Genomic DNA, 19,849 nt, shown 5'->3' on the forward strand with positions numbered 1-19,849 from the left:
CACCCCGGCGAAGTTCCGGTGAACGCGCTCGAATGTGCACGAGCGGTAGCCGGGATCCCACATGTGAGCACGGGCGCGGGCCGCGCGGCATCCGTCGTCGAGCCGCGAGCGACGCCCGGTGCATCCGCCCTACCGCCGCTGCTGCTCGGACCCCGACAGACGCTGGGCGATGTAGATGGGGATGATCGACACCACGACCAGCACCACGGCGATCACCGAGACGATCGGCGCCTGGTTGGGCCGGAACATGTTGTTCAGGATGAAGATCGGCAGCGTCGTCACCCCCGAGCCGGCGGTGAAGGTCGTGACGATGATCTCGTCGAACGAGAGGGCGAACGCGAGCAGGCCGCCGGCGAGGAGCGCCGATCGCAGCTGCGGGAAGGTGATGAGGCGGAAGGTCGTCCACACGCCGGCGCCGAGGTCGGCCGACGCCTCCTCGAGGTTCGTTCCCTGGCGCCGCAGGCGCGCGATCACGTTGTTGAAGACCGTCACGATGCAGAACGTGGCGTGCGCGATCACCACCGTCCAGATCGAGAGCGGGACTCCCATGATCGTGCGGAAGAAGTTGTTGAGCGCGATACCGGTGATGATGCCCGGCAGTGCGATCGGCAGGATGATCAGCAGGCTGATCGCGTCGCGGCCGAAGAACGAGAACCGCTGCAACGCGAGCGAGATGAGCGTGCCGAGCACGAGCGAGATGATCGTGGCGATCACCGCGATCTGCACGCTGGTCCACACGGCCTCCATGGCACCGGCGCTCTGGAACGCGCGGCCCCACCACTCGAGCGTGAAGCCGGGCGGCGGCCACGTGAGCGACGTCGACGTGGAGAACGAGTTCACGAGCACGACGAACAGCGGCACGTAGACGATCACGAGGATGAGGCCCGTGACGATGCCGAGCGTCGTGCGGGAGAGTCGAGAGAGTCGCATCCGTCGCCCCTAGAGGTTGTCGAGGGCGCCGGTGCGGCGCACGAGGAAGAGGTAGCCGAAGATGATCACGATCGGGATGAGCGCGATCGCCGAGGCGAGGGGCAGGTTGTTCGCGGCGCCGACGTTCGTGTAGACGAGGTTTCCGAGCATCTGGTTCGCGCCGCCGACGATGTTCACGGTGATGTAGTCGCCGAGCGAGAGCGAGAAGCTGAAGATCGTGCCGGCGATGATCGCGGGCAGCACGAGCGGGAACACGACCAGGCGAATGGTCGGCCAGGTGCGACCGCCGAGGTCGGCCGAGGCCTCCAGCAGCGAGTCGGGAACGCGCTCGAGTCCCGCGTAGATCGGGAGGATCACGTAGGGCAGCCAGAGGTACGACAGGGTGATGATCGTGGCCGGCAGTCCGTAGCCGGGCGTGCTGCCGCCGAACGGCGCGACGAGCCACTCGAGGATGCCGTCCTGCGAGAGCACCGACCGCCAGGCGTAGGCCTTCACGAGGTAGCTCGCCCAGAGCGGGGTGAGCACCGCGATCACGAGGATGCGCTGCATCCGCGGCGTCGCCACCTTCGCCATGAAGAAGGCGATCGGCAGCGCGAGGACCACGTCGATGAGGGTCACGAGCAGGGCGACGCCCAGCGTGCGCAGCGTCACCGTCTGGTACAGCGAGCCGGTGAGCACGGTGATGATGTTGTCGAGCGTCCACTCCTGGCTGATCTCGCCGGTGAAGCTGTCGACGGTCCAGAACGCGGTGACGAGCAGCAGCACGAGCGCGACGATGTAGACGACGCCCAGCCAGAAGAGCGGCGCGCCGAGCAGCAGCGCGAGCCGCGTGCGCGGGTGGGTGCTGAGGAAGACGGATGCCGCGCGCGCCGCCGTGCGGCGGGGCCGCGGCACGGGCGAGTGCGTGCGGTCGGGCGCCGGCACGGGTGCTCCGGGCGGTGCGGGGGCGTGCGTCGTCATGCGTGGTCCTGTCGTGTCGAACGGGGTTCTGCGGGCCGAGGAGCCGCGTCGGGTGCGCGGGCTCCTCGACCCGCAGGGGTGGGGCGGCCTCGTCGGGCCGGGCCGCTCCGGGTCAGGGCCGGGTCAGCCCTTGATCTCCTGCCACGCCTCGGTCCAGGCGGCGTAGTCGGTGCACTGCACGTCGGTGCGTCCGTCGAGGCACTCCTCGATGGGCGTCGACCAGTACCAGATCTGCGACGCGTAGTCGGCGTCTCCGGCGTGGTACGCCTCGCAGTCCTCGCGGTAGTCGCAGGCCTCGTCGCTCGACGGCGCCTCGCCGAAGTACGACGTGGCCGCCGCGTTCGCCTCGGGGCTCGCGATGTAGTCGAGCCACGCGTAGGCGCAGTTCGGGTTCTTCGACTCGGACGAGATCATCCAGGTGTCCGACCATCCGGTGGTGCCCTCGTCGGGGAGCACGACCTGGGTGGTCGCCCCCTCGCTCTCGAGCACGTTCTGGATGACCTGCCAGCTCGTGCCGACGACCGTGTCGCCGGTCGTGAACGCCTGGATCTCCTTGAGGTAGTCCGACCAGTACTCGCCGATGTTCGCGCGCTGCTGCTTCAGCAGGTCGACGGCGGCGGCGAGCTGCTCCTCATCGAGGGCGTAGGGGTTCTCGATGCCGAGCTCGGGGCTGTGGGCCATGAGGTAGACCGCGGCATCCGCGATGTAGATCGGCGAGTCGTACGCCGTCACCTTGCCGGCGTAGTCGCCCGACTTGTCGAACACGACGTCCCACGAGGTGGGCGCCGTCGGGAAGACCTCCGTGTTGTACATGAGGAGGTTCGCACCGTAGCCGTGGGGCACGCCGTACGGCACCCCGTCGACGGAGTTCCACGCCTGGTCCTTGAGGAAGGGGTAGATGTTCTCGTAGTTCGGGATGAGGTCGGTGTTCACGGGAGCCACGTCGCCGGCGGCGACGAGTCGGAGCGAGGCGTCACCCGACGCGGAGACCACGTCGTACTCGCCGGTCTTCATGAGGTTGAGCGCCTCGTCGGACGTGCCGAAGGTCTTGGTGCTGACCTCGCAGCCGGTCTCCTCCTCGAAGGGCGTGACCCAGTCGACCGCGGGGTCGTTCGACCCGTCCTCGACGTAGCCGGGCCACGCGAGCAGCGAGACCTGGCCCTCCATCTCACCGAGCTCGGTGGCGGCCTCGCCGCTGTCCGAGCCGCCGCCCTGGGCCGTGCCGCACGCCGTGAGCAGCGCGACCGAGGCGATCGCGAGCCCGACGGTGGCGCCACGGCGTACCGTGCGCGGGTTCCGCTTCATGGTTCTCTCCTGTTTCTCTGTGTGGTGCAGTGTGGTGCAGGTCGGTGTCGCCGCCGAAGCCGCGATCGGATGCCTCAGCCCGAGATGCCCGGGAGGACCTCGGTGCCGAGGGGCACGACGTCGTCGTCGTGCCATGAGACGACGACCCGGTCGCCCCGCTCGTCGTCGTGGGCACGGCCGCGCACGTTCTGCTCGAGCACCGTCACGCGGGTGCCGTCGTCGAGGTCGACGACGAGCCGCACGCCGCTGCCGAGGTAGATCGCCTCGACCACCGTGCCGTGCACGTTGACGACGCCGTCCCCATCGAGGCCGTCGTGCGTGACGGTCATCTTCTCGGGGCGCACCGAGTGATGGCCGGCGCGGCCGAGGAGGGCGACCGACCGCTCGTGGTCGAAGAGGTTCGACGTGCCGACGAAGTCGGCCACGAAGCGCGAGGTCGGGCGCTCGTACAGCTCGTCGGGCGTGCCGAGCTGCTCGATGCGCCCGTTGTTGAACACCGCGATGCGATCGGAGAGCGTGAGCGCCTCCTCCTGGTCGTGCGTGACGAAGATGAAGGTGATGCCCAGGTCGCGCTGGATCTCCTTGAGCTCGACCTGCATCTGCTCGCGGAGCTTGAGGTCGAGCGCGCCGAGCGGCTCGTCGAGGAGGAGCACCTTCGGCTCCACCACCGTGGCGCGGGCGAGCGCGACGCGTTGGCGCTGGCCGCCCGAGAGCTGCGACGGCTTGCGGCCGGCCAGCTGCTCGAGGCGCACCGAGGCGAGCGCCCGTGCCGCACGTTCGTTGCGCTCCTTCCGGCCGATGCCCCGCACCCGCAGTCCGTAGGCGACGTTGTCGATCACGTTCATGTGCGGGAAGAGGGCGTAGTCCTGGAAGACCGTGTTGACGTCGCGGTCGAACGGGGCGCGCTTCGTGACGTCCTGGCCGAAGAGCTCGATGGTGCCGTCGGTGGGCTGCTCGAAGCCGGCGATGAGCCGCAGCACGGTCGTCTTGCCCGAGCCCGAGGGCCCCAGCATCGAGAAGAACTCGCCCGCCGCGATCTCGAGGTCGACGTGGTCGACGGCGGTGACGGCGCCGAACTCCTTCGTGAGTCCGGTCAGCCGAATGGCCGGCTGCTGGTCGGTCATGACGTCTCCTTCGATGTGCGTGTCTAAATCATATGGATCCAGATGTCTTAATGCAGCCTCCCGTGTTACGGTCTTGTCACAGTTCCGATGACGGACGAGATCGAATGCCGGGAGGTCGGATGCCGCAGGCCACCGGCCGCGCCGATGCGACGCGCGCGGTCGTCTTCTCGCCGCTCGAGGGCGCGGGACGTGCCGAGCTCGTCGAGCAGCGCCTCACCGACGCGATCGTGGCCGGCGTGCTGCGCGACGGCGAGCGCCTGCCGAGCGAATCCGAGCTCGCCCGCAGCCTCGGCGTCGCCGTGGTCACGGCTCGCGAGGCGCTCGTCGCGCTCCGCGACAAGGGCCTCGTGCACACGAAGCGCGGGCGCGACGGCGGCAGCTTCGTCACGCACGACCGCGACGCGTCGATGCGCATGATCGACGAGCGCGTGCGAGCGCTCAGCCGCATCGAGCTCCGCGACCTCTCGCTGCACTACGCCGCGATCGCGGGCATGGCGGCCGAGGTCGCCGCCGATCGTGCCAGCGAGGACGACCTCGCCGGCCTCGTCGAGCTCGACGCCCGCGCCGACCTCGCCACCCCGGGGGGCGCGCGGCGCGCGGTCGGCCGGTTCCAGCTCGAGATCGCCGCGGTGAGCCAGTCGCCGCGCCTCGTGCACGAAGAGCTGCGGCTCCAGGCTGAGGCGGGGCCCTTGCTCTGGCTGTGCCTGAGGGAGCAGGATTCTCGTGACCGCAGCCGCACGGCTCGCCTCGAGGTCATCCAGGCGATCCGCACCGTGCAACCCGAACGTGCACGACGCGCGACCACCGAGCACATCGCCGCGGCCGTTGAGTGGCTCATCGACGAGAAGGTGCGCCTCGAGCAGGCGTCGCCGATCGAGTCCGACGAGGCGTCCGCGGCCGCAACACCGGAAGGAGGGAGGCCATGAGCGTCACCGTCGACGTCACCGCCGAGCACATCGCCCGGCGCATCGCCTCCACGATCGACCCCGTCTTCGCCATGATCGACGGGTGGCGCGACGTCCTCGAGCGCGAGCTCTCGGGCCCCCTCGCCGGCGCGCTGACCGGCAGCACCGAGCCGACCGCCGCGACCCTCGATCCCGTCGTGGCCGCGCTCGTGAGCGCCGAGCTCGAGCGCGACGGCACGCTCATCACGGGCGCCGGCTTCGTCGCCGCGCCGGGGTTCCTCGTCGACGCGCCGTGGCATCTCGCGTGGTGGCTGAGCGGCTCGAACACGTTCGGCGCCGGGCCCGACCCCAGGCTGCGGCGCCTCGAGGCCGTGAGCGATCCCGATTCCGAGCAGTTCCGCGACTACACGACCCTCGAGTGGTGGCGGGTCCCGGCACGCACGGGCACCCGGCACCTCACCGGCCCCTATGTCGATTACCTCTGCACCGACGACTACACCGTGACGATCACCACGCCGGTGCGGGTCGGCGGCGAGATGGCCGGTCTCGTGGGCACCGACCTGTACGTGGCGCGCCTCGAGCAGGTGCTGCTGCCGGTGATCCGCGAGTCGGGGCATCCGTGCACCCTCGTGAACGCGTCGGGCCGCATCGTCGCGTCCACCGACGCCCGGCGGGCGACGGGCGCGCTGCTGCGCCTCGACGGACTGGCCGAGGCGCTCACCCCGCTGCGCGATGCCGTCACGGTGACGGATGCCACGAGCCTGCCCGGCGGCGAGGCGGTCGTGCCGTGCGGCGACACCTCGCTCGCGCTGGTGCTCGAGGCCTGAACCCCGACTCTCGCGGCCGGGCCGGCGAGGTCGTCGGTCAGGCCAGGTCGTCGCCCTCGGAGAGCTGGCGGACGGCCTCGGGGTCGGCGCCCGCCGCGAGGAGTCGCGCGACCAGCGCCCGTCGCGCACGCACGTAGGGCTCGCGCGAACCGGCGAGGACCGAACGCGTGTTGGCGCCGTCGAGCAGCGCCGTGACCTCGAACGACAGCTGGGCGGGGTCGGTGCCGGCGGCGAGCTCGCCGTTCTCGATCGCGTACCCGAGCGAGACGCTGACGTACTCGCCCCAGCTCTCGAACGCACGGGCGACGGCGTCGTGCACGGGGCCCGGCTTGGCATCGAGGTCGGCCGCCGCCGCAGCGAAGAAGCAGCCGCCCGGGAACACCCGGTCGCGCGAGTACGCGATCCACAGGTCGAGGAGCAGGGCGATGCGACGGATGCCGCGGGGCTCGACGCGTGCCGGCAGCATCACGGCCTCGCGGAACCGCTGCGCCGCGGCCTCGACGGTCGCGAGCTGCAGGCGCTCCTTGGTGCCGAACAGCGTGGCGACGCCGCTCTTGCTCACGTTGGCCGCCGTCGCGAGGCGGCCGATCGAGAGGCCGTCGAGCCCCTCGACCGAGGCGAGGTCGGCAGCGCTCGTGAGCACGATGCGTCGCGAGGCGTCGCCCCGCACGCGTCGGCCGTCGATCTCGTTCATGGTCTTTATTTTACGCACGATCGTTCGTATAGTGTACGTACGACCGTTCGTATTCATAGAACGGATGCGCCGGGACATCACCATCGGAGGCCGCCATGCACCCCGCCACCACCGCCCTCGTCGCCACCGTGCGCGCCGCCGATCGCGTCTCGCCCGGCCTCGCGGGCCGGCTCGCCCTGCCGCTGTTCCGGCAGGTGCGTCCGGCGCTGCCCGTGCGTCCCGCCGACCGCGCGGTGCACGAGCACGCCGAGCGCGGCACGATCTCCGTGCGCGGCCGCGACCTCGTCACCTACGCCTGGGGTCATGGGCCCGAGACCGTGCTCGTGGTGCACGGCTGGCGTGGACGCGCCTCGCAGTTCGCCCCGATCGTGCGGGAGCTCCGCGCCGAGGGACTCCGCATCGTCGGCTTCGACGCGCCCGCGAACGGCGACTCCGCGGGTCGCCGCACCGACATCCGCGACTACCTGGCCGCCATCGAGGCGATGCAGCAGCGCCACGGCATGTTCCGGCTGGTGGTCGGGCACTCGTTCGGCGCACTGGCCGCGCTCACCGCCGTGCGTGAGGGCACCGCGACGGGCGGGGTGGCGGCGATCGCCGGTATGGCCGACGCCCGCTACCTCGTCGACTCGTTCGCCGACCGCATCCGCGTGGGCGCGGCGACCGCCGATGTGCTCGCGCACGAGTTCGCCCGTCGCGTCCTGCCCGACGTGGACGACCCGTATGCGCGCGTCGACGCCGTCGCCCGACCGCTGCCCGCCGACGTGCCGCTGCTCGTCGTGCACGACCGCGCCGACCGCGAGGTCGCGGCATCCGAGTCGCTGCGACTGCACGCCGCCCACGGCGAGCGCTCGCGCCTGCTCCTCACCGACGGGGCGGGGCACGCCCGCGTGCTCGGCGCGGATGCGACGCTCGACGCGGTGACGGCGTTCGCGACCGGTGGCCTCACGTCGCTCGACCGCGCCGGACTCGCCGAGCCGGTGCCCGCGGCCTCCGCCTGAGCCTCCTACCGGGCCCGCTGCCCTACCCGATAGCGTGGGTGCACATCGCGACCGCGTTCCATTCGTGCACGACGGGGGTTCGCTCCGACGCACTCCTGCGTCGCGTGGGATCCTGTTGCGCCACCGAGTGAGGAGGTGGCATGCCGTCGTACCTGACTCCAGGGGTGTACCTCGAGGAGTTCGCGGTCGGTCCGCCGCGAGCGACGTTCCGGCGGACGCCGCCGGAACCGCAGTTCGACGCGCGCTCGGTGTGGGAGGCGGAGCATGGAACGAGCGCGTTCCTCGGATGGGCGAGTCGGGGTCCCGAGCAGCAACCCACCCGCATCACCGGCTGGAAGGAGTTCGGGGAGGTCTTCGGACCAGAGGTGGAAGGGGGCTTCATGGCCCAGTCCGTCAAGGGGTTCTTCGAGAACGGCGGGCGTTCCGCCTTCGTCGTCCGGCTCCCCGGGCGTCCTGGGCCCGGACAGTTGTCCTCGCTGGTCGGCGATCCCCGGGACCGGACCGGACTCTGCTCGCTCGAGCCCCTCGACGACGTCTCGCTGGTGGTGCTGCCCGACCTCGTCGCCGCATCCCATGACGGAAGCGACGACCTGGCGGAGGTTCGAGCCGGCCAGACCGCAGCCATCGCTCACTGCGAGCTGATGAGGGATCGGGTGGCCCTTCTCGACAGTCCGCCCGGTCTCGGTCCGCAGGTCGTACGGGCCTGGCGGAGGGATATCGCGGCATACGACTCGACGTACGCGGCGATGCTGTGGCCGTGGCTGCATACGTCTGCGCCGCAACGATCGGAACCGATCCCGCCGAGCGGACACGTGGCCGGCCTGATGGCGGGGTTCGATCACCGAGTCGGGCCGGAGCAATCCCCGGTCGAGCGAACCATCCGGGGCGTCGCAGGCGTGGCGTTCGAGTCGACAACCATCGAACTCGAGGTACTGACCCCGATCGGGGTGAACGCCCTCGTCGGCACGCCCGACAGCGGGGTCGTCCTCCACAGCGCGAGGACCTTGAGCAGTGACGCGCCGTGGCGTCAGCTGGCGTCTCGGCGCGTGATGGCATTCCTCGGCCGCAATCTGACCCGGCGCACCAGGTGGGCGCTCGCCGAGCGGCCGGACGATCGAGCCGTATGGGCTGAGCTGGCGCACGACGTCGATGGGTTGCTGCGATTGATGTGGCATGCCGGTTCATTGGACGGTGAGCGAGCGGAGGACGCCTTCGCCGTGCAATGCGACGAGGAGATCAACGGGCTGTGGGATCAGCCCGGGAGGATCACGCTCGAGGCCTGGGCCCGGATCCCGGGAACGGGCGTCGCGTCGTTCCGCGTCCTGTGGGTCACCGCCTAGCTGCGCCGCTCGTCGACCTACCCTTCACACCGTGATCGCGTCACTCGTGAGCAGTCCCCGCTCGACCAGGCCGAAGACCGCAGCCATCGATCCGATGTCGAGCAGTGCGGCCACGGCCACGTCCCGCGCAGGCGCCGGGCCCGACAGCACCTCCAGCAACGCCGGCACGGCCTCGGGTCCCATGGTCGAAAGTGCGGATCGAATGTCCTGGCGTATCGAGGAATCCGCCGCTGCGTCCAGCAGGTCGGGTATGGCGTCCGGACCGATCGCGGCGAGCAGGTCGGCTGCGGCGCCTCGCCGGGTCGCTTCGCCGTCGCGGAACTCTGCGATGAGGGGTGGCACCGCCACACGGCCGAGCGCCTGGACGGCGAGCCTCGCCGAGCGCTGGACGAGGCGGCTCGGGTCCACCGCCAGTCCGATCAGCGGGCCGACGCCCTCGACCCCCAGCGTTCCGAGCTTGCCGGCCGCGCGCCAACGCTCATCGGCGTCCCCCGCCGCCAGCTGGAGCAGGACCTCGACTCGGTCCCGGCCTTCCGTCCCCTCCAGGATGCCCGCCGCGACCGAACGAACGCGGCTGTCGGTGTCAGCGAGCAGGGGAAGGAGGGCCGATGAGTCGACGGGCTTCGAACGTCCGATGGCGCCGACCGCTGCGAGGCGCACCTCGGCGTCCGCATGACGCAGCAGCGGCTTGACCGAGCTCGCGGCGGGTGTGCCGATGCGCGCGAGCGCGGACGAAGCGACACCCCGCACCTCGGGGCTCGGACTGCTCAGGCAACGGACCAGGCCGGGGATGGACGCCGGGCTCAGTTCGACCAGGCGATCCGCGACGGTCTGCCGGGCATGGGCCATCGTCGACTCATCCTCGAGCCGGGCGAGGAGCCGGAGGTGCTCCGGCTGGAGGAATTCCTCGACGACGGCGTCGAAGACGGGGTGGAGCACTGCCCTCGCCCGGACCACGGCATCGAGTCGCTCCTGCTGCCACAGATAGCTCTCGTCGCGTCCGCTGGCCTGCCATTCCGCCGCGGCGATGTTGACACGACGGATCAGCTGGAGGTCGGCGCGGATGCCCTCCAGCCAGTCCGCCAGCAGGGGCCAGCGCGAGAAGAGCGCCTCGTGCGCCACCGAGACGACCGGGCGGCCGTCCTCGCCCCCGCTCACCTCGAGCAGCCGCGCCTCCGTCAGAGCGTCCACCAGGGCACGCTCGGCGGGGGACTGGACGGCGCGGTCGAGCTCGCATCTTCGCCTCGTGAAGTTGCCCCCTTCAGCCACGTCGACGAGTCGGCCGAAGACGTCTCGGAAGGTGTCGCGCACGTCCGCCGTCAGGGCCGAGAATGCTTCGTGAGCGCGGGCGCCGATGGCACCGGACACCCCGCCGAGACCCTCGTATGCCCGAGCCGTCAGGCGACCGGAGTCATCGCGGAGCCGGTAGAGCTCATCGAGGGTGTAGGCGAGCAGCGGCAGGGACCCGGAGGTGCGGCCGGCATCGGCGAGGATCCGTGCGGGAAGCCCCGGGTCGAATTCCAGACCCGCACGGGCGGCCGGTCTGACGATCATGTCCAGGAGTTCGTCGGTTGGAGCGGCGAGTGGGAGGTGACCCTGCGTCAAGAGCCGGGCGAGCCCGGGGAGGTCCAGGCAGGCGGCGTAGAAGTCGGAGCGCACCGTGATCACGACGCGAGCGGTGCCCGTCCTGCTGAGCTCCGCAAGGGCTTCGATGAACGGCTGCCGATACCGCTCGTCGACCAACGTGAACAGTTCCTCGAACTGATCCACGACCATCAGGGCCGACGCAGCTCGACCGAGCGCCGTCGCCCGGGCCCCGACGAGTGGGGAGACGGCATCTGGTTCCGCCCTGAGACGCTCTGCGAGCCTCCGCACCGAGGTGCTCGTCCCGGGAGCGAGTCGCTGGGCGAGCACCAGGAAGGGATCCGGCCCCATTTCCGCGGGCGTGAGGAACAGGCCGGTCCATTGGTTCAGGCGCGGCTCGAACGCCGGAAGCCACCACCGGTCGCTTCCCTCGACTGCACCGGCGGCCAGTCGTGGGATCAGTCCCGCCCCGACGAGGGAGGACTTGCCCGAGCCGCTCGCGCCCACCACGGCGACGAAGCTCTCCCCGGCGATACGGTCCACGAGTTCATCGGTCTGCTGTCCGCGGCCGAAGAAGATCGGTTCGTCGACCGATGTGAACGACCTCAAACCGGGAAACGGAGATCCCGACCACAGCTGCGGCTCGACGTGGTCGCCGGCGCCGTCGCCGCCGGGACCGACCAGGCGGAACACGAGCTCGCGGAGGTGGGCCTCGAGGAGCTTCCGAAACGCGTCCGGGGAGGAGTACTCGTTGACGCCGGAGAGGATCGAGCCGGTCGAATCGTCGACCATCCGCCCGAAGAACGCCTCGACCGACGCGAGCTGGTCGGCTCGTTCCGTGGCATCCGGCGCCGCCAGGTCGTAGACGACGGGAGACCGCCGTCGATAGACCAGCACCGCGGGCCGTCCTGTCTCTCGCGAAGCTCCGACGGCATCCTCGAACTCCCACTCCGTCCCGGACGCGTACGGCGAACCATCGGCCCGGACGAATGCGCTGGCGGGTATCGGCGTGCCCATGCGACCCCAGAGGATCACGATGACGATGTCGCACTCGCTCGGGCGGGGGATGGCGTCGTTGACGGAGAGCTGCGGCGTCTGCGTCGCGAGCATCGGGACCGCGATCCGCCCGACATCCCACGCGATCACCTCGAACGAGACGCGACCACGCAGGAACGGGTCGTACATCAGTTGGTCGATCGCGCTGCGCGCGAGGAGGCGCTCCTCTGCCACGTCGCCCGGCGACGAGATGAAGACCCGCAGCACCCGTGTGGTCTCCGACATGTCGATCACCCCTTGCCACCATTATGCAAACGCCCAGTCAGCCGCGGCGGGCCGGATGGGGCGCTCGACGTCGACGGAGGGCGGCGGCGCGAGCGGGCGTCATGTCGCCGCGCTCGCCGACGCCGGCCCGGCAGGTGCGAGCATGGGGGGATGACGCAGCATCCACCGGCGCTCGTGGGCATCTCGCACGGCACGTCGTCCGAGGAGGGCCGTCGTTCCGTGCGTGGTCTGCACGACGCCGTGGCCGCGGCGATGTCGCAGCGGCATCCGCATGCCCCGCCGTCGGTGCGGCTCGGACACGTCGACGTCGAGCAGCCCGACGTGCCCGCCACGCTCGCCTCGCTCGCACCGGGCGAGCCCGCGGTCGTGGTGCCGCTGCTGCTCTCGGCCGGATACCACGTGCACGTCGACCTCACGGAGGCCGTCGAGGCCGAGGCGGCCCGCCCGACGGTGCTCGCCGGAGCCCTCGGACCCGACGACCGGCTCGCGGCGGTGCTGCTGCGACGGCTCGGCGAGGCGGGCCTGCGCGACGACGACCGCATCGTGCTCGCGGTAGCGGGATCGAGCGATCGCCGTGCCGTCGAAGACTGCCGGCACATGGCCGCCCGGCTCGCCGCGGCCGCTGATCGCGACGTGTCGCTGGGCTTCCTCTCCGCGGCCGAGCCGCGCCTTCCCGCCGCGATCGATGCGGCCCGATCGGATGCCGCCGCCGACGGCGGCCGTGTGGTGGTGGCGAACTACCTGCTCGCGCCCGGCTTCTTCGACGACCTCGCCCGCGCGGCGGGCGCCGACGTCACGGCGCGCCCGCTGCTCGTGCCCGACGAGCCGGCGCCACGGGAACTCGTCGAGGTCGTGCTCGACCGATACGACGCGGCATCCGGCCGCTTCGGCTGAACCGCCGCCGGCGCCGCCGTCACCCGCCCTGGCGCGCGATGTCCCGCAACGCCTCGAGGTGTCGGGCGAACGCATCCCGGCCGTCCGGCGTCAGCCGCAGCCAGGTGCGCGGACGCTTGCCCGCGTACCCCTTCAGCACCGAGACGTACCCGGCGTTCTCGAGCACGGCGACCTGCTTGCTCAGCACCGAGTCGCTCACCTCGACGGTGTCGCGCACGAATGCGAACTCGGCCATCTCGCTCGCCGAGAGCGTCGCGACGATCGAGAACCGCACGGCATGCAGCAGCGGCTGCTCGAGACGATGTCGCGGGTGCTCGCCGCCGTCGCCGCGTGCACCCGGGCCGGGCGCCGTGCTCACTCCCTGACCTCGAGCGCGATGCCGACCATGAGCGGCACGGCGCTCACGACGGCGATCGGGAGCCAGAACCACAGCTGCCCGGGGAAGAGCGGGAGTCCGACGCCCAGTGCGACTCCGAGGACGAGCAGCCAGACGAGCACCGCGCGCCACCACCGGCGCAGCTGCGCCCGGGCGCCTGTGACGTCCGTCGAGAAGAACAGCGCGGTCACGCTCACGACCGCGGTGCCGAGCAGTCCGGAGAGCATGGCGATCCAGTCCCATTCCCTCCCCGCCGCGCCGACGCCCGTGAGGTAGAAGGCGCTGGCCACCGCGGTCCCGGCGAGCCAGGAGACGACGTTCTGCGACGTGCGTGCGCGGACGAGGGTCGCGATGCGCTCGGCGTCGGCGAGGGACCGCGCCGCGTCCGATCCGGTGGGTTCGCTCATGGCGGCCTCCTTTCACTTTCCATTTTGGCAACTACTTTCCACAGGGTCAAGCGAACGTGAGGAGGATTCGCGTCGCGAGCGCCCCCGTCGCGCGGCGCCGCGTTTGTCAAGGCTGTGACGCAATGCGGCGAACTGCGACGAGACGTGACGTCACGTGACGGGCGGCGGCGTCACGAACGTGCCGCCGCCGCGAGCCTCGCCTAGCTTCGACCGCACACGAGCATCGCGCACCAGCGCCGGCCCAGGAAGGAGGACGCCCGTGACCACCCCGACGACGACGGATGACGCGCCCGCACGATCGACCCCCGCCGGGCGGCCCGCCGGTGCCGAGCACCGGGCCCGGCCCGAGCGCCCGGCCGCAGCGGAGCGCCCGGCCGCAGCGGAGCGCCCCGCCCGTCCCGCCTCCCGTCCGCACGGGCAGTGGAAGGTGGACGGCACCGAGCCGCTGAACGCCAACGAGCAGTGGAAGCAGGAGGACGGCGGCCTCGCCGTTCGCGAGCGCATCGAGCGCATCTACGCCGACGGCGGCTTCGCGTCGATCGACCCGACCGACCTGCACGGCCGCTTCCGCTGGTGGGGCCTCTACACCCAGCGCAAGCCCGGCATCGACGGCGGGCGCACCGCGACGCTCGAACCGCACGAGCTCGAGGACGAGTACTTCATGCTCCGCGTCCGCATCGACGGCGGTCAGCTCAGCACCGAGCAGCTCCGCGTCATCGGCGGCATCTCCACCGAGTTCGGGCGCGACACCGCCGACCTCACCGACCGGCAGAACATCCAGCTGCACTGGATCCGCGTCGAGGACGTGCCCGAGATCTGGCGTCGCCTCGAGGCGGTCGGGCTCGGCACGACCGAGGCGTGCGGCGACGTGCCCCGGGTCGTGCTCGGCTCGCCGGTCGCGGGCATCGCCGCCGATGAGCTCATCGACCCCACGCCGCAGATCGACGAGATCACGAGCCGGTTCATCGGCGACGAGTCGCTCGCGAACCTGCCGCGCAAGTTCAAGTCGGCGCTCACCGGCCACCCCAGCCAGGACGTCGTGCACGAGATCAACGACGTCGCGTTCGTCGCCGTCGAGCACCCCGAGCTGGGCATCGGCTACGACCTCTGGGTCGGCGGCGGCCTCTCCACGGCGCCGCGCCTCGCGGAGCGGCTCGGCGTGTTCGTCGCGCCCGAGCGCGTCGCCGAGGCCTGGCACGGCGTGGCGCAGATCTTCCGCGACTACGGCTACCGGCGCCTGCGCAACAAGGCCCGCCTGAAGTTCCTGCTCGCCGACTGGGGCACGGCGAAGTTCCGCGAGGTGCTCGAGACCGAGTACCTCGGCGAGGCGCTGCCCGACGGGCCGGCGGCGCCGACCCCGGCGACGCCCGGTGATCACGTCGGCGTGCACCGGCAGAAGGACGGCCGGTTCTACGTCGGCGCGACGCCCATCGTCGGGCGGGTCTCCGGCCCGATCCTGACGCGCCTCGCCGACCTCGTCGAGTCCCACGGATCGACGCGACTGCGCACCACGCCGCACCAGAAGGTCGTCATCCTCGACATCCCCGAGGACCGCGTCGAGTCGCTCATCGCCGGCCTCGACGAGCTCGGGCTGTCGGCCCGGCCGAGCCTCATCCGCCGCGGCACGATCGCGTGCACGGGCATCGAGTTCTGCAAGCTCGCCATCGTCGAGACGAAGGCGTACGCGACGGCCGCGGTGCTCGACCTCGAGGAGCGGCTCGCCGCCTTCGACCTGCCGCACCCGATCAGCCTGCACGTCAACGGCTGCCCGAACTCGTGCGCGCGCATCCAGACCGCCGACATCGGGCTCAAGGGCCAACTCGTCACCATCGACGGCGAGCAGGTGCCCGGCTACCAGGTGCACCTCGGCGGCGGACTGGCCTCGCTCGACCGAGACGAGGCCGGCCTCGGCCGCACCGTGCGCGGACTCAAGGTGAGCGCCGACGGCATCGCCGACTACGTCGAGCGGGTCGTCACCCGATTCCTCGACGAGCGCGACGTCGCCGCCGACGAGACGTTCGCCCAGTGGGCGCACCGTGCCGACGAGGAGGCCCTCCGATGAGCGTGTCCCTCGCGCCCCGCGCGACGACCCTGCGGTCGCACGAAGAGTTGCACGCCCTCGCCGAGGCGGGCGACGCCGAGCTCGGAAGCTTCAGCGACCATGAGGCATCCGCCGCCGAGGTCGTCGCGTGGGTCGCCCGCAACTTCTCGACGGATGCCGCGGCGGTCGCCTGCTCGATGGCCGATGCCGTGCTGCCGCACGTCGTCGCGGCCGAGCTCCCGGGCGTCGACGTGCTGTTCCTCGACACGGGGTACCACTTCACCGAGACCTACGTGACGCGCGACGAGGTCGCCCGCGCCCTCGACGTGCGCATCGTCGACGTGCTGCCCGAGCAGACCGTGGCCCAGCAGGACGCGGAGTTCGGCGTACAGCTCTTCGCCCGCGACCCCGGCCTCTGCTGCGCACGACGCAAGGTGGCGCCCCTCCAGGGCGCGCTCGGCGGCTACGAGGTGTGGTTCACGGGCGTGCGCCGCGAGGAGGCGCCGACTCGCACCAACACGCCGCTCGTGCAGTGGGACGAGCGCAACGGGCTCGTGAAGGTGAACCCCCTCGCGGCCTGGACCTTCGACGACCTCCTCGACCACGCGGGGGCCCACCAGGTGCCCGTGAACCTCCTGATGTCGCACGGCTACCCCTCGATCGGCTGCGAGCCGTGCACGAAGCCCGTCGCGGCGGGGGAGGATCCGAGGTCGGGCCGCTGGGCCGGCCTCGCCAAGACGGAATGCGGGCTGCACCTGTGAGCGAGACCACGATCACGACGCCCGTCGAGTCCCGGGCGAGCCTCTCGACCCTCGACACGCTCGAGTCGGAGTCGATCCACGTCATCCGCGAGGTCGTCGCCGAGTTCGAGCGGCCCGTGCTGCTGTTCTCGGGCGGCAAGGACTCGGTGGTCGTGCTCCACCTGGCCGCGAAGGCGTTCTGGCCCGCGAAGGTGCCGTTCCCGGTGCTGCACGTCGACACGGGGCACAACTTCCCCGAGGTGATCGACTTCCGCGATCGCACGGTCGAGCGCCTGGGCCTGCGCCTCGAGGTCGCCGCCGTGCAGGACTACCTCGACGACGGCCGCCTGCAGGAGCGCGCCGACGGCACGCGCAACCCGCTGCAGACGCAGCCCCTGCTCGACGCGATCGCCGCCGGCCGCCATGACGCGGTCTTCGGCGGCGCCCGTCGCGACGAGGACAAGGCCCGCGCGAAGGAGCGCATCCTGTCGCTCCGCGACGAGTTCGGGCAGTGGGACCCGCGCAACCAGCGCCCCGAGCTCTGGGACCTCTACAACGGGCGCCACACCGTCGGCCAGCACGTGCGCGCGTTCCCGATCTCGAACTGGACCGAGCTCGACGTGTGGCGCTACATCGAGCGCGAGGGCATCGAGCTCCCGCCGCTGTACTACGCGCACGAGCGCGAGGTGTTCCGCCGCGACGGCATGTGGCGCGCGGTCTCCGAGGTGTCGCCCGCCCGCGCCGGCGAGGCCGTCGAGCGCCGCACCGTGCGGTACCGCACCGTCGGCGACATGAGCTGCACCGGGGCCGTCGAGTCGGACGCGGCATCCGTGGCCGACGTGGTGCGCGAGGTCGCGACCTCGACGCTCACCGAGCGCGGCGCGACCCGAGCCGACGACCGCATCTCCGAGGCCGCCATGGAGGACCGCAAGAAGGACGGGTACTTCTGATGAGCGACGCACTCTTCCGCTTCGCGACCGCCGGCTCCGTCGACGACGGCAAGTCGACCCTCGTGGGCCGCCTGCTGCACGACTCGAAGGCGATCCTCGCCGACCAGCTCGAGTCGGTCGCCCGCACGTCAGCCGAGCGCGGCTTCGGCGGCGAGCCGGGTGCGATCGACTTCGCACTGCTCACCGACGGACTGCGTGCCGAGCGCGAGCAGGGCATCACCATCGACGTCGCCTACCGCTACTTCTCGACCGGGCGCCGGTCGTTCATCCTCGCCGACTGCCCCGGCCACGTGCAGTACACGCGCAACATGGTCACCGGCGCGACCACGGCCGACGCGGTCGTCGTGCTCGTCGACGCGCGCAACGGCGTGCTCGAGCAGACCCGCCGCCACCTCGCCGTGGTGCAGCTGCTGCGCGTGCCGCACGTCATCGTCGCGGTGAACAAGATCGACCTGCTCGGGTACTCCGAGGCGGCGTTCACGTCGGTGGCCGACGAGGTCACGACACTCGCAGGCGAGCTCGGGCTGCACGACGCGCACGTCATCCCGGTCTCCGCCCTCGCGGGCGACAACGTGGTCGAGCGCTCGGCGAACACGCCCTGGTACGCCGGCCCGAGCCTCCTCGAGCTCCTCGAGACGCTGCCGTCGCTCGATGAGCTCGAGACCGAGCTCGAGGCGCTCCGGATGCCGGTGCAGCTCGTCATCCGGCCGCAGGGCTCGCTCGCGCACGACGTCGACGACGCGGAGCGGTTCCGCGACTACCGCGCCTTCGCGGGTCGCATCGCCTCGGGCACGGTCCGCGTCGGCGACCGCGTGCAGGTCTTCCCCGGCGGAGCGACCACGACGGTCGCCGGCATCGACGCCGGGCCGCGCGAGCTCGACGCGGCCTCCGCGCCGCAGTCGGTGTCGCTGCGCCTGGCCGACCAGCTCGATGCGGCCCGTGGCGCGGTCGTCGTCGCGGCGGGCGCGCTGCCCGAGCCCCGCCGCGAACTGGATGCCGCGCTCTTCTGGCTCGGCAACCAGCCGCTGCGTCCCGGCGCCCGCGTGCTCGTGAAGTCGGGCACCACGACGGTGCAGGCGCTCGTTGCCGAGGTCGTCGGCCGCCGCGATCTCGACTCGCTCGCCCTCGGGCCCGCCGACGGCCTCGAGATCAACGACATCGGCCAGGTGCGCGTGCGCCTCGCGGCCGACCTTCCCGTCGAGGAGTACGCCGCGCACCGCCGCGCCGGCGCCTTCCTCGTCATCGACCCGCAGTCGGGCGCCACGCTCGCTGCCGGGATCGTCACCGCACCGGTGACGCCCGCCACCGGCGACGCCGGCAGCATCAGCACCACCCGCACGACCACCGACACCGAAGGAGTAGCAGCATGACCGCAACATCACGCGTCCGTTCCCGCCTCGGCCTGGTCGCGGGCATGATGCTCGCGGCGGCCATCGTCACCACCGCGGTGCTCGCGCTCAGCGGCTGCGCGCCGCAGTCGGCGGCGGGCCAGACGGCAGCAGCGGATGCCGCGGCCACGACCGAGCCCGCGGCCGAATTGCGCCTCGGCTACTTCGCGAACGTCACCCACGCGCCGGCCCTCGTGGGCCTGGAGGAGGGCCTCTTCGCCGACGCGCTCGGCGACACCGAGCTGACGACGCAGGTCTTCAACGCCGGGCCGGCGGCCATCGAGGCACTCACGGCCGGAGCGATCGACGCCACCTACATCGGGCCGAACCCGTCGATCAACACGTTCATCCAGTCGGGCGGGCAGTCGGCGCACATCGTCGCGGGGGCGGCCACCGGCGGCGCGGCGCTCGTCGTGCGCGAGGGCATCGACTCGGCGAAGGACCTCGCGGGCACCACCCTCGCGACGCCGCAGCTCGGCAACACGCAGGACGTCGCCCTGCGATCGTGGCTCGCCGACGAGGGCTACGAGACCGACACCACCGGCGGCGGCGACGTGCACATCACGCCCACCGAGAACGCCCAGACCCTCACGCTCTTCCAGCAGGGCGGCCTCGACGGCGCCTGGCTGCCCGAGCCGTGGGTGTCCCGACTCCTCGCCGACGGCGGTCGCGGTGCGCACGTGCTCGTCGACGAGGCCGACCTCTGGGAGGACGGCGCGTTCCCGACGACGGTGCTGCTCGTGCGCGCCGAGTTCCTCGCCGAGCACCCCGAGACGGTCGAGGCGCTGCTCGAGGGCCACGTGGCATCCGTCGCCTGGCTCGACGAGCACGCCGACGAGGCCTCGACGGTCATCAACTCGGTCATCGAGAAGGACACGGGCAAGCCGCTCGCCGACGAGGTCATCACGCGCGCCCTCGAGCACGTCACCTTCTCGGTCGACCCGCACGCCGAGACGTTCGAGACCCTCGTCGAGAACGGCCTCGAGGCGGGCACGCAGAAGGACGGCTCGATCGACGGGCTGTTCGACCTGCGACTGCTGAACACGCTGCTCGAGGCCGACGACGGCGAGCCGGTCTCGGCCGGCGGCCTCGGCGAGGAGTAGGA

General features: G+C 71.5%; 18 protein-coding genes. 10 read left to right on the forward strand and 8 right to left on the reverse strand.

The window, feature by feature from the left end:
- Window positions 1-129: 129 nt before the first annotated feature.
- From EV187_RS16585 to EV187_RS16600, 4 genes are all read right to left on the reverse strand, one after another.
- Complete coding sequence (locus EV187_RS16585; protein ID WP_130354198.1) at window positions 130-930, reverse strand: ABC transporter permease; 801 nt, start codon at window positions 928-930, stop codon at window positions 130-132.
- 9 nt (window positions 931-939) lie between these two features.
- Window positions 940-1,890: an ABC transporter permease gene (locus EV187_RS16590; RefSeq protein WP_130354199.1), complete on the reverse strand. Its 951-nt coding sequence runs from the start codon at window positions 1,888-1,890 to the stop codon at window positions 940-942.
- Window positions 1,891-2,013: 123 nt separating this feature from the next.
- Window positions 2,014-3,195, reverse strand: a complete 1,182-nt coding sequence (locus EV187_RS16595; RefSeq protein WP_130354200.1) for an ABC transporter substrate-binding protein — start codon at window positions 3,193-3,195, stop codon at window positions 2,014-2,016.
- 74 nt (window positions 3,196-3,269) lie between these two features.
- Window positions 3,270-4,319, reverse strand: a complete 1,050-nt coding sequence (locus tag EV187_RS16600; RefSeq protein WP_130354201.1) for an ABC transporter ATP-binding protein — start codon at window positions 4,317-4,319, stop codon at window positions 3,270-3,272.
- Window positions 4,320-4,438: 119 nt separating this feature from the next.
- Between EV187_RS16600 and EV187_RS16605 the strand changes: the two genes are divergently transcribed.
- Window positions 4,439-5,245 (forward strand): FadR/GntR family transcriptional regulator, encoded by an 807-nt coding sequence (locus EV187_RS16605; protein ID WP_165391241.1) that lies wholly within the window; start codon window positions 4,439-4,441, stop codon window positions 5,243-5,245.
- Window positions 5,242-6,051: a PDC sensor domain-containing protein gene (locus EV187_RS16610; RefSeq protein ID WP_130354203.1), complete on the forward strand. Its 810-nt coding sequence runs from the start codon at window positions 5,242-5,244 to the stop codon at window positions 6,049-6,051. The genes EV187_RS16605 and EV187_RS16610 overlap by 4 nt, the downstream gene beginning before the upstream one ends.
- Before the next feature lie 37 nt (window positions 6,052-6,088).
- Here EV187_RS16610 and EV187_RS16615 read toward each other — a convergent pair whose 3' ends face one another.
- The gene (locus EV187_RS16615) at window positions 6,089-6,745 is read right to left on the reverse strand and encodes a TetR/AcrR family transcriptional regulator (protein WP_130354204.1); all 657 of its coding nucleotides are present in this window, start codon (window positions 6,743-6,745) and stop codon (window positions 6,089-6,091) included.
- 95 nt (window positions 6,746-6,840) lie between these two features.
- Between EV187_RS16615 and EV187_RS16620 the strand changes: the two genes are divergently transcribed.
- Together EV187_RS16620 and EV187_RS16625 are read left to right on the forward strand one after the other, a co-directional pair.
- A complete protein-coding gene (locus tag EV187_RS16620; RefSeq protein ID WP_130354205.1) occupies window positions 6,841-7,743 on the forward strand; it encodes an alpha/beta hydrolase in 903 nt (300 codons plus the stop codon).
- A gap of 164 nt (window positions 7,744-7,907) precedes the next feature.
- The gene (locus tag EV187_RS16625) at window positions 7,908-9,083 is read left to right on the forward strand and encodes a phage tail sheath subtilisin-like domain-containing protein (protein ID WP_165391242.1); all 1,176 of its coding nucleotides are present in this window, start codon (window positions 7,908-7,910) and stop codon (window positions 9,081-9,083) included.
- Window positions 9,084-9,107: 24 nt separating this feature from the next.
- On the opposite strand, the gene EV187_RS16630 is transcribed toward EV187_RS16625, so the two are convergent.
- Window positions 9,108-11,948: an nSTAND1 domain-containing NTPase gene (locus tag EV187_RS16630; protein WP_130354207.1), complete on the reverse strand. Its 2,841-nt coding sequence runs from the start codon at window positions 11,946-11,948 to the stop codon at window positions 9,108-9,110.
- Between the two features lie 150 nt (window positions 11,949-12,098).
- On the opposite strand from EV187_RS16630, the gene EV187_RS16635 reads away from it, so the two are divergent.
- A complete protein-coding gene (locus EV187_RS16635; RefSeq protein WP_130354208.1) occupies window positions 12,099-12,842 on the forward strand; it encodes a sirohydrochlorin chelatase in 744 nt (247 codons plus the stop codon).
- A gap of 19 nt (window positions 12,843-12,861) precedes the next feature.
- Here the strand turns inward: EV187_RS16635 and EV187_RS18825 are convergent, their stop codons facing one another.
- Both EV187_RS18825 and EV187_RS18830 read right to left on the reverse strand, forming a co-directional pair.
- Complete coding sequence (locus EV187_RS18825) at window positions 12,862-13,200, reverse strand: winged helix-turn-helix domain-containing protein (RefSeq protein ID WP_130354209.1); 339 nt, start codon at window positions 13,198-13,200, stop codon at window positions 12,862-12,864.
- Window positions 13,197-13,625, reverse strand: coding sequence for a hypothetical protein (locus tag EV187_RS18830; protein WP_130354210.1), 429 nt, complete (start codon window positions 13,623-13,625; stop codon window positions 13,197-13,199). Before EV187_RS18830 ends, EV187_RS18825 begins: the two co-directional genes overlap by 4 nt.
- 259 nt (window positions 13,626-13,884) lie before the next feature.
- On the opposite strand from EV187_RS18830, the gene EV187_RS16650 reads away from it, so the two are divergent.
- The 5 genes from EV187_RS16650 to EV187_RS16670 are packed head-to-tail and all read left to right on the forward strand — an operon-like array spanning window position 13,885 to window position 19,847.
- A complete protein-coding gene (locus EV187_RS16650; protein ID WP_130354211.1) occupies window positions 13,885-15,687 on the forward strand; it encodes a nitrite/sulfite reductase in 1,803 nt (600 codons plus the stop codon).
- Entirely contained in the window at window positions 15,684-16,427 is a 744-nt protein-coding gene (locus EV187_RS16655; protein ID WP_130354212.1) for a phosphoadenylyl-sulfate reductase, read from the forward strand. Before EV187_RS16650 ends, EV187_RS16655 begins: the two co-directional genes overlap by 4 nt.
- Entirely contained in the window at window positions 16,409-17,356 is a 948-nt protein-coding gene (cysD, locus tag EV187_RS16660) for a sulfate adenylyltransferase subunit CysD (RefSeq protein WP_130354213.1), read from the forward strand. The genes EV187_RS16655 and cysD overlap by 19 nt, the downstream gene beginning before the upstream one ends.
- Complete coding sequence (locus tag EV187_RS16665) at window positions 17,356-18,726, forward strand: sulfate adenylyltransferase subunit 1 (protein ID WP_130354214.1); 1,371 nt, start codon at window positions 17,356-17,358, stop codon at window positions 18,724-18,726. The genes cysD and EV187_RS16665 overlap by 1 nt, the downstream gene beginning before the upstream one ends.
- Window positions 18,723-19,847, forward strand: coding sequence for an ABC transporter substrate-binding protein (locus EV187_RS16670; protein WP_165391243.1), 1,125 nt, complete (start codon window positions 18,723-18,725; stop codon window positions 19,845-19,847). The genes EV187_RS16665 and EV187_RS16670 overlap by 4 nt, the downstream gene beginning before the upstream one ends.
- Window positions 19,848-19,849 lie beyond the last annotated feature (2 nt).

The organism is Agromyces ramosus, from assembly GCF_004216665.1.
Taxonomy (GTDB): domain Bacteria; phylum Actinomycetota; class Actinomycetes; order Actinomycetales; family Microbacteriaceae; genus Agromyces; species Agromyces ramosus.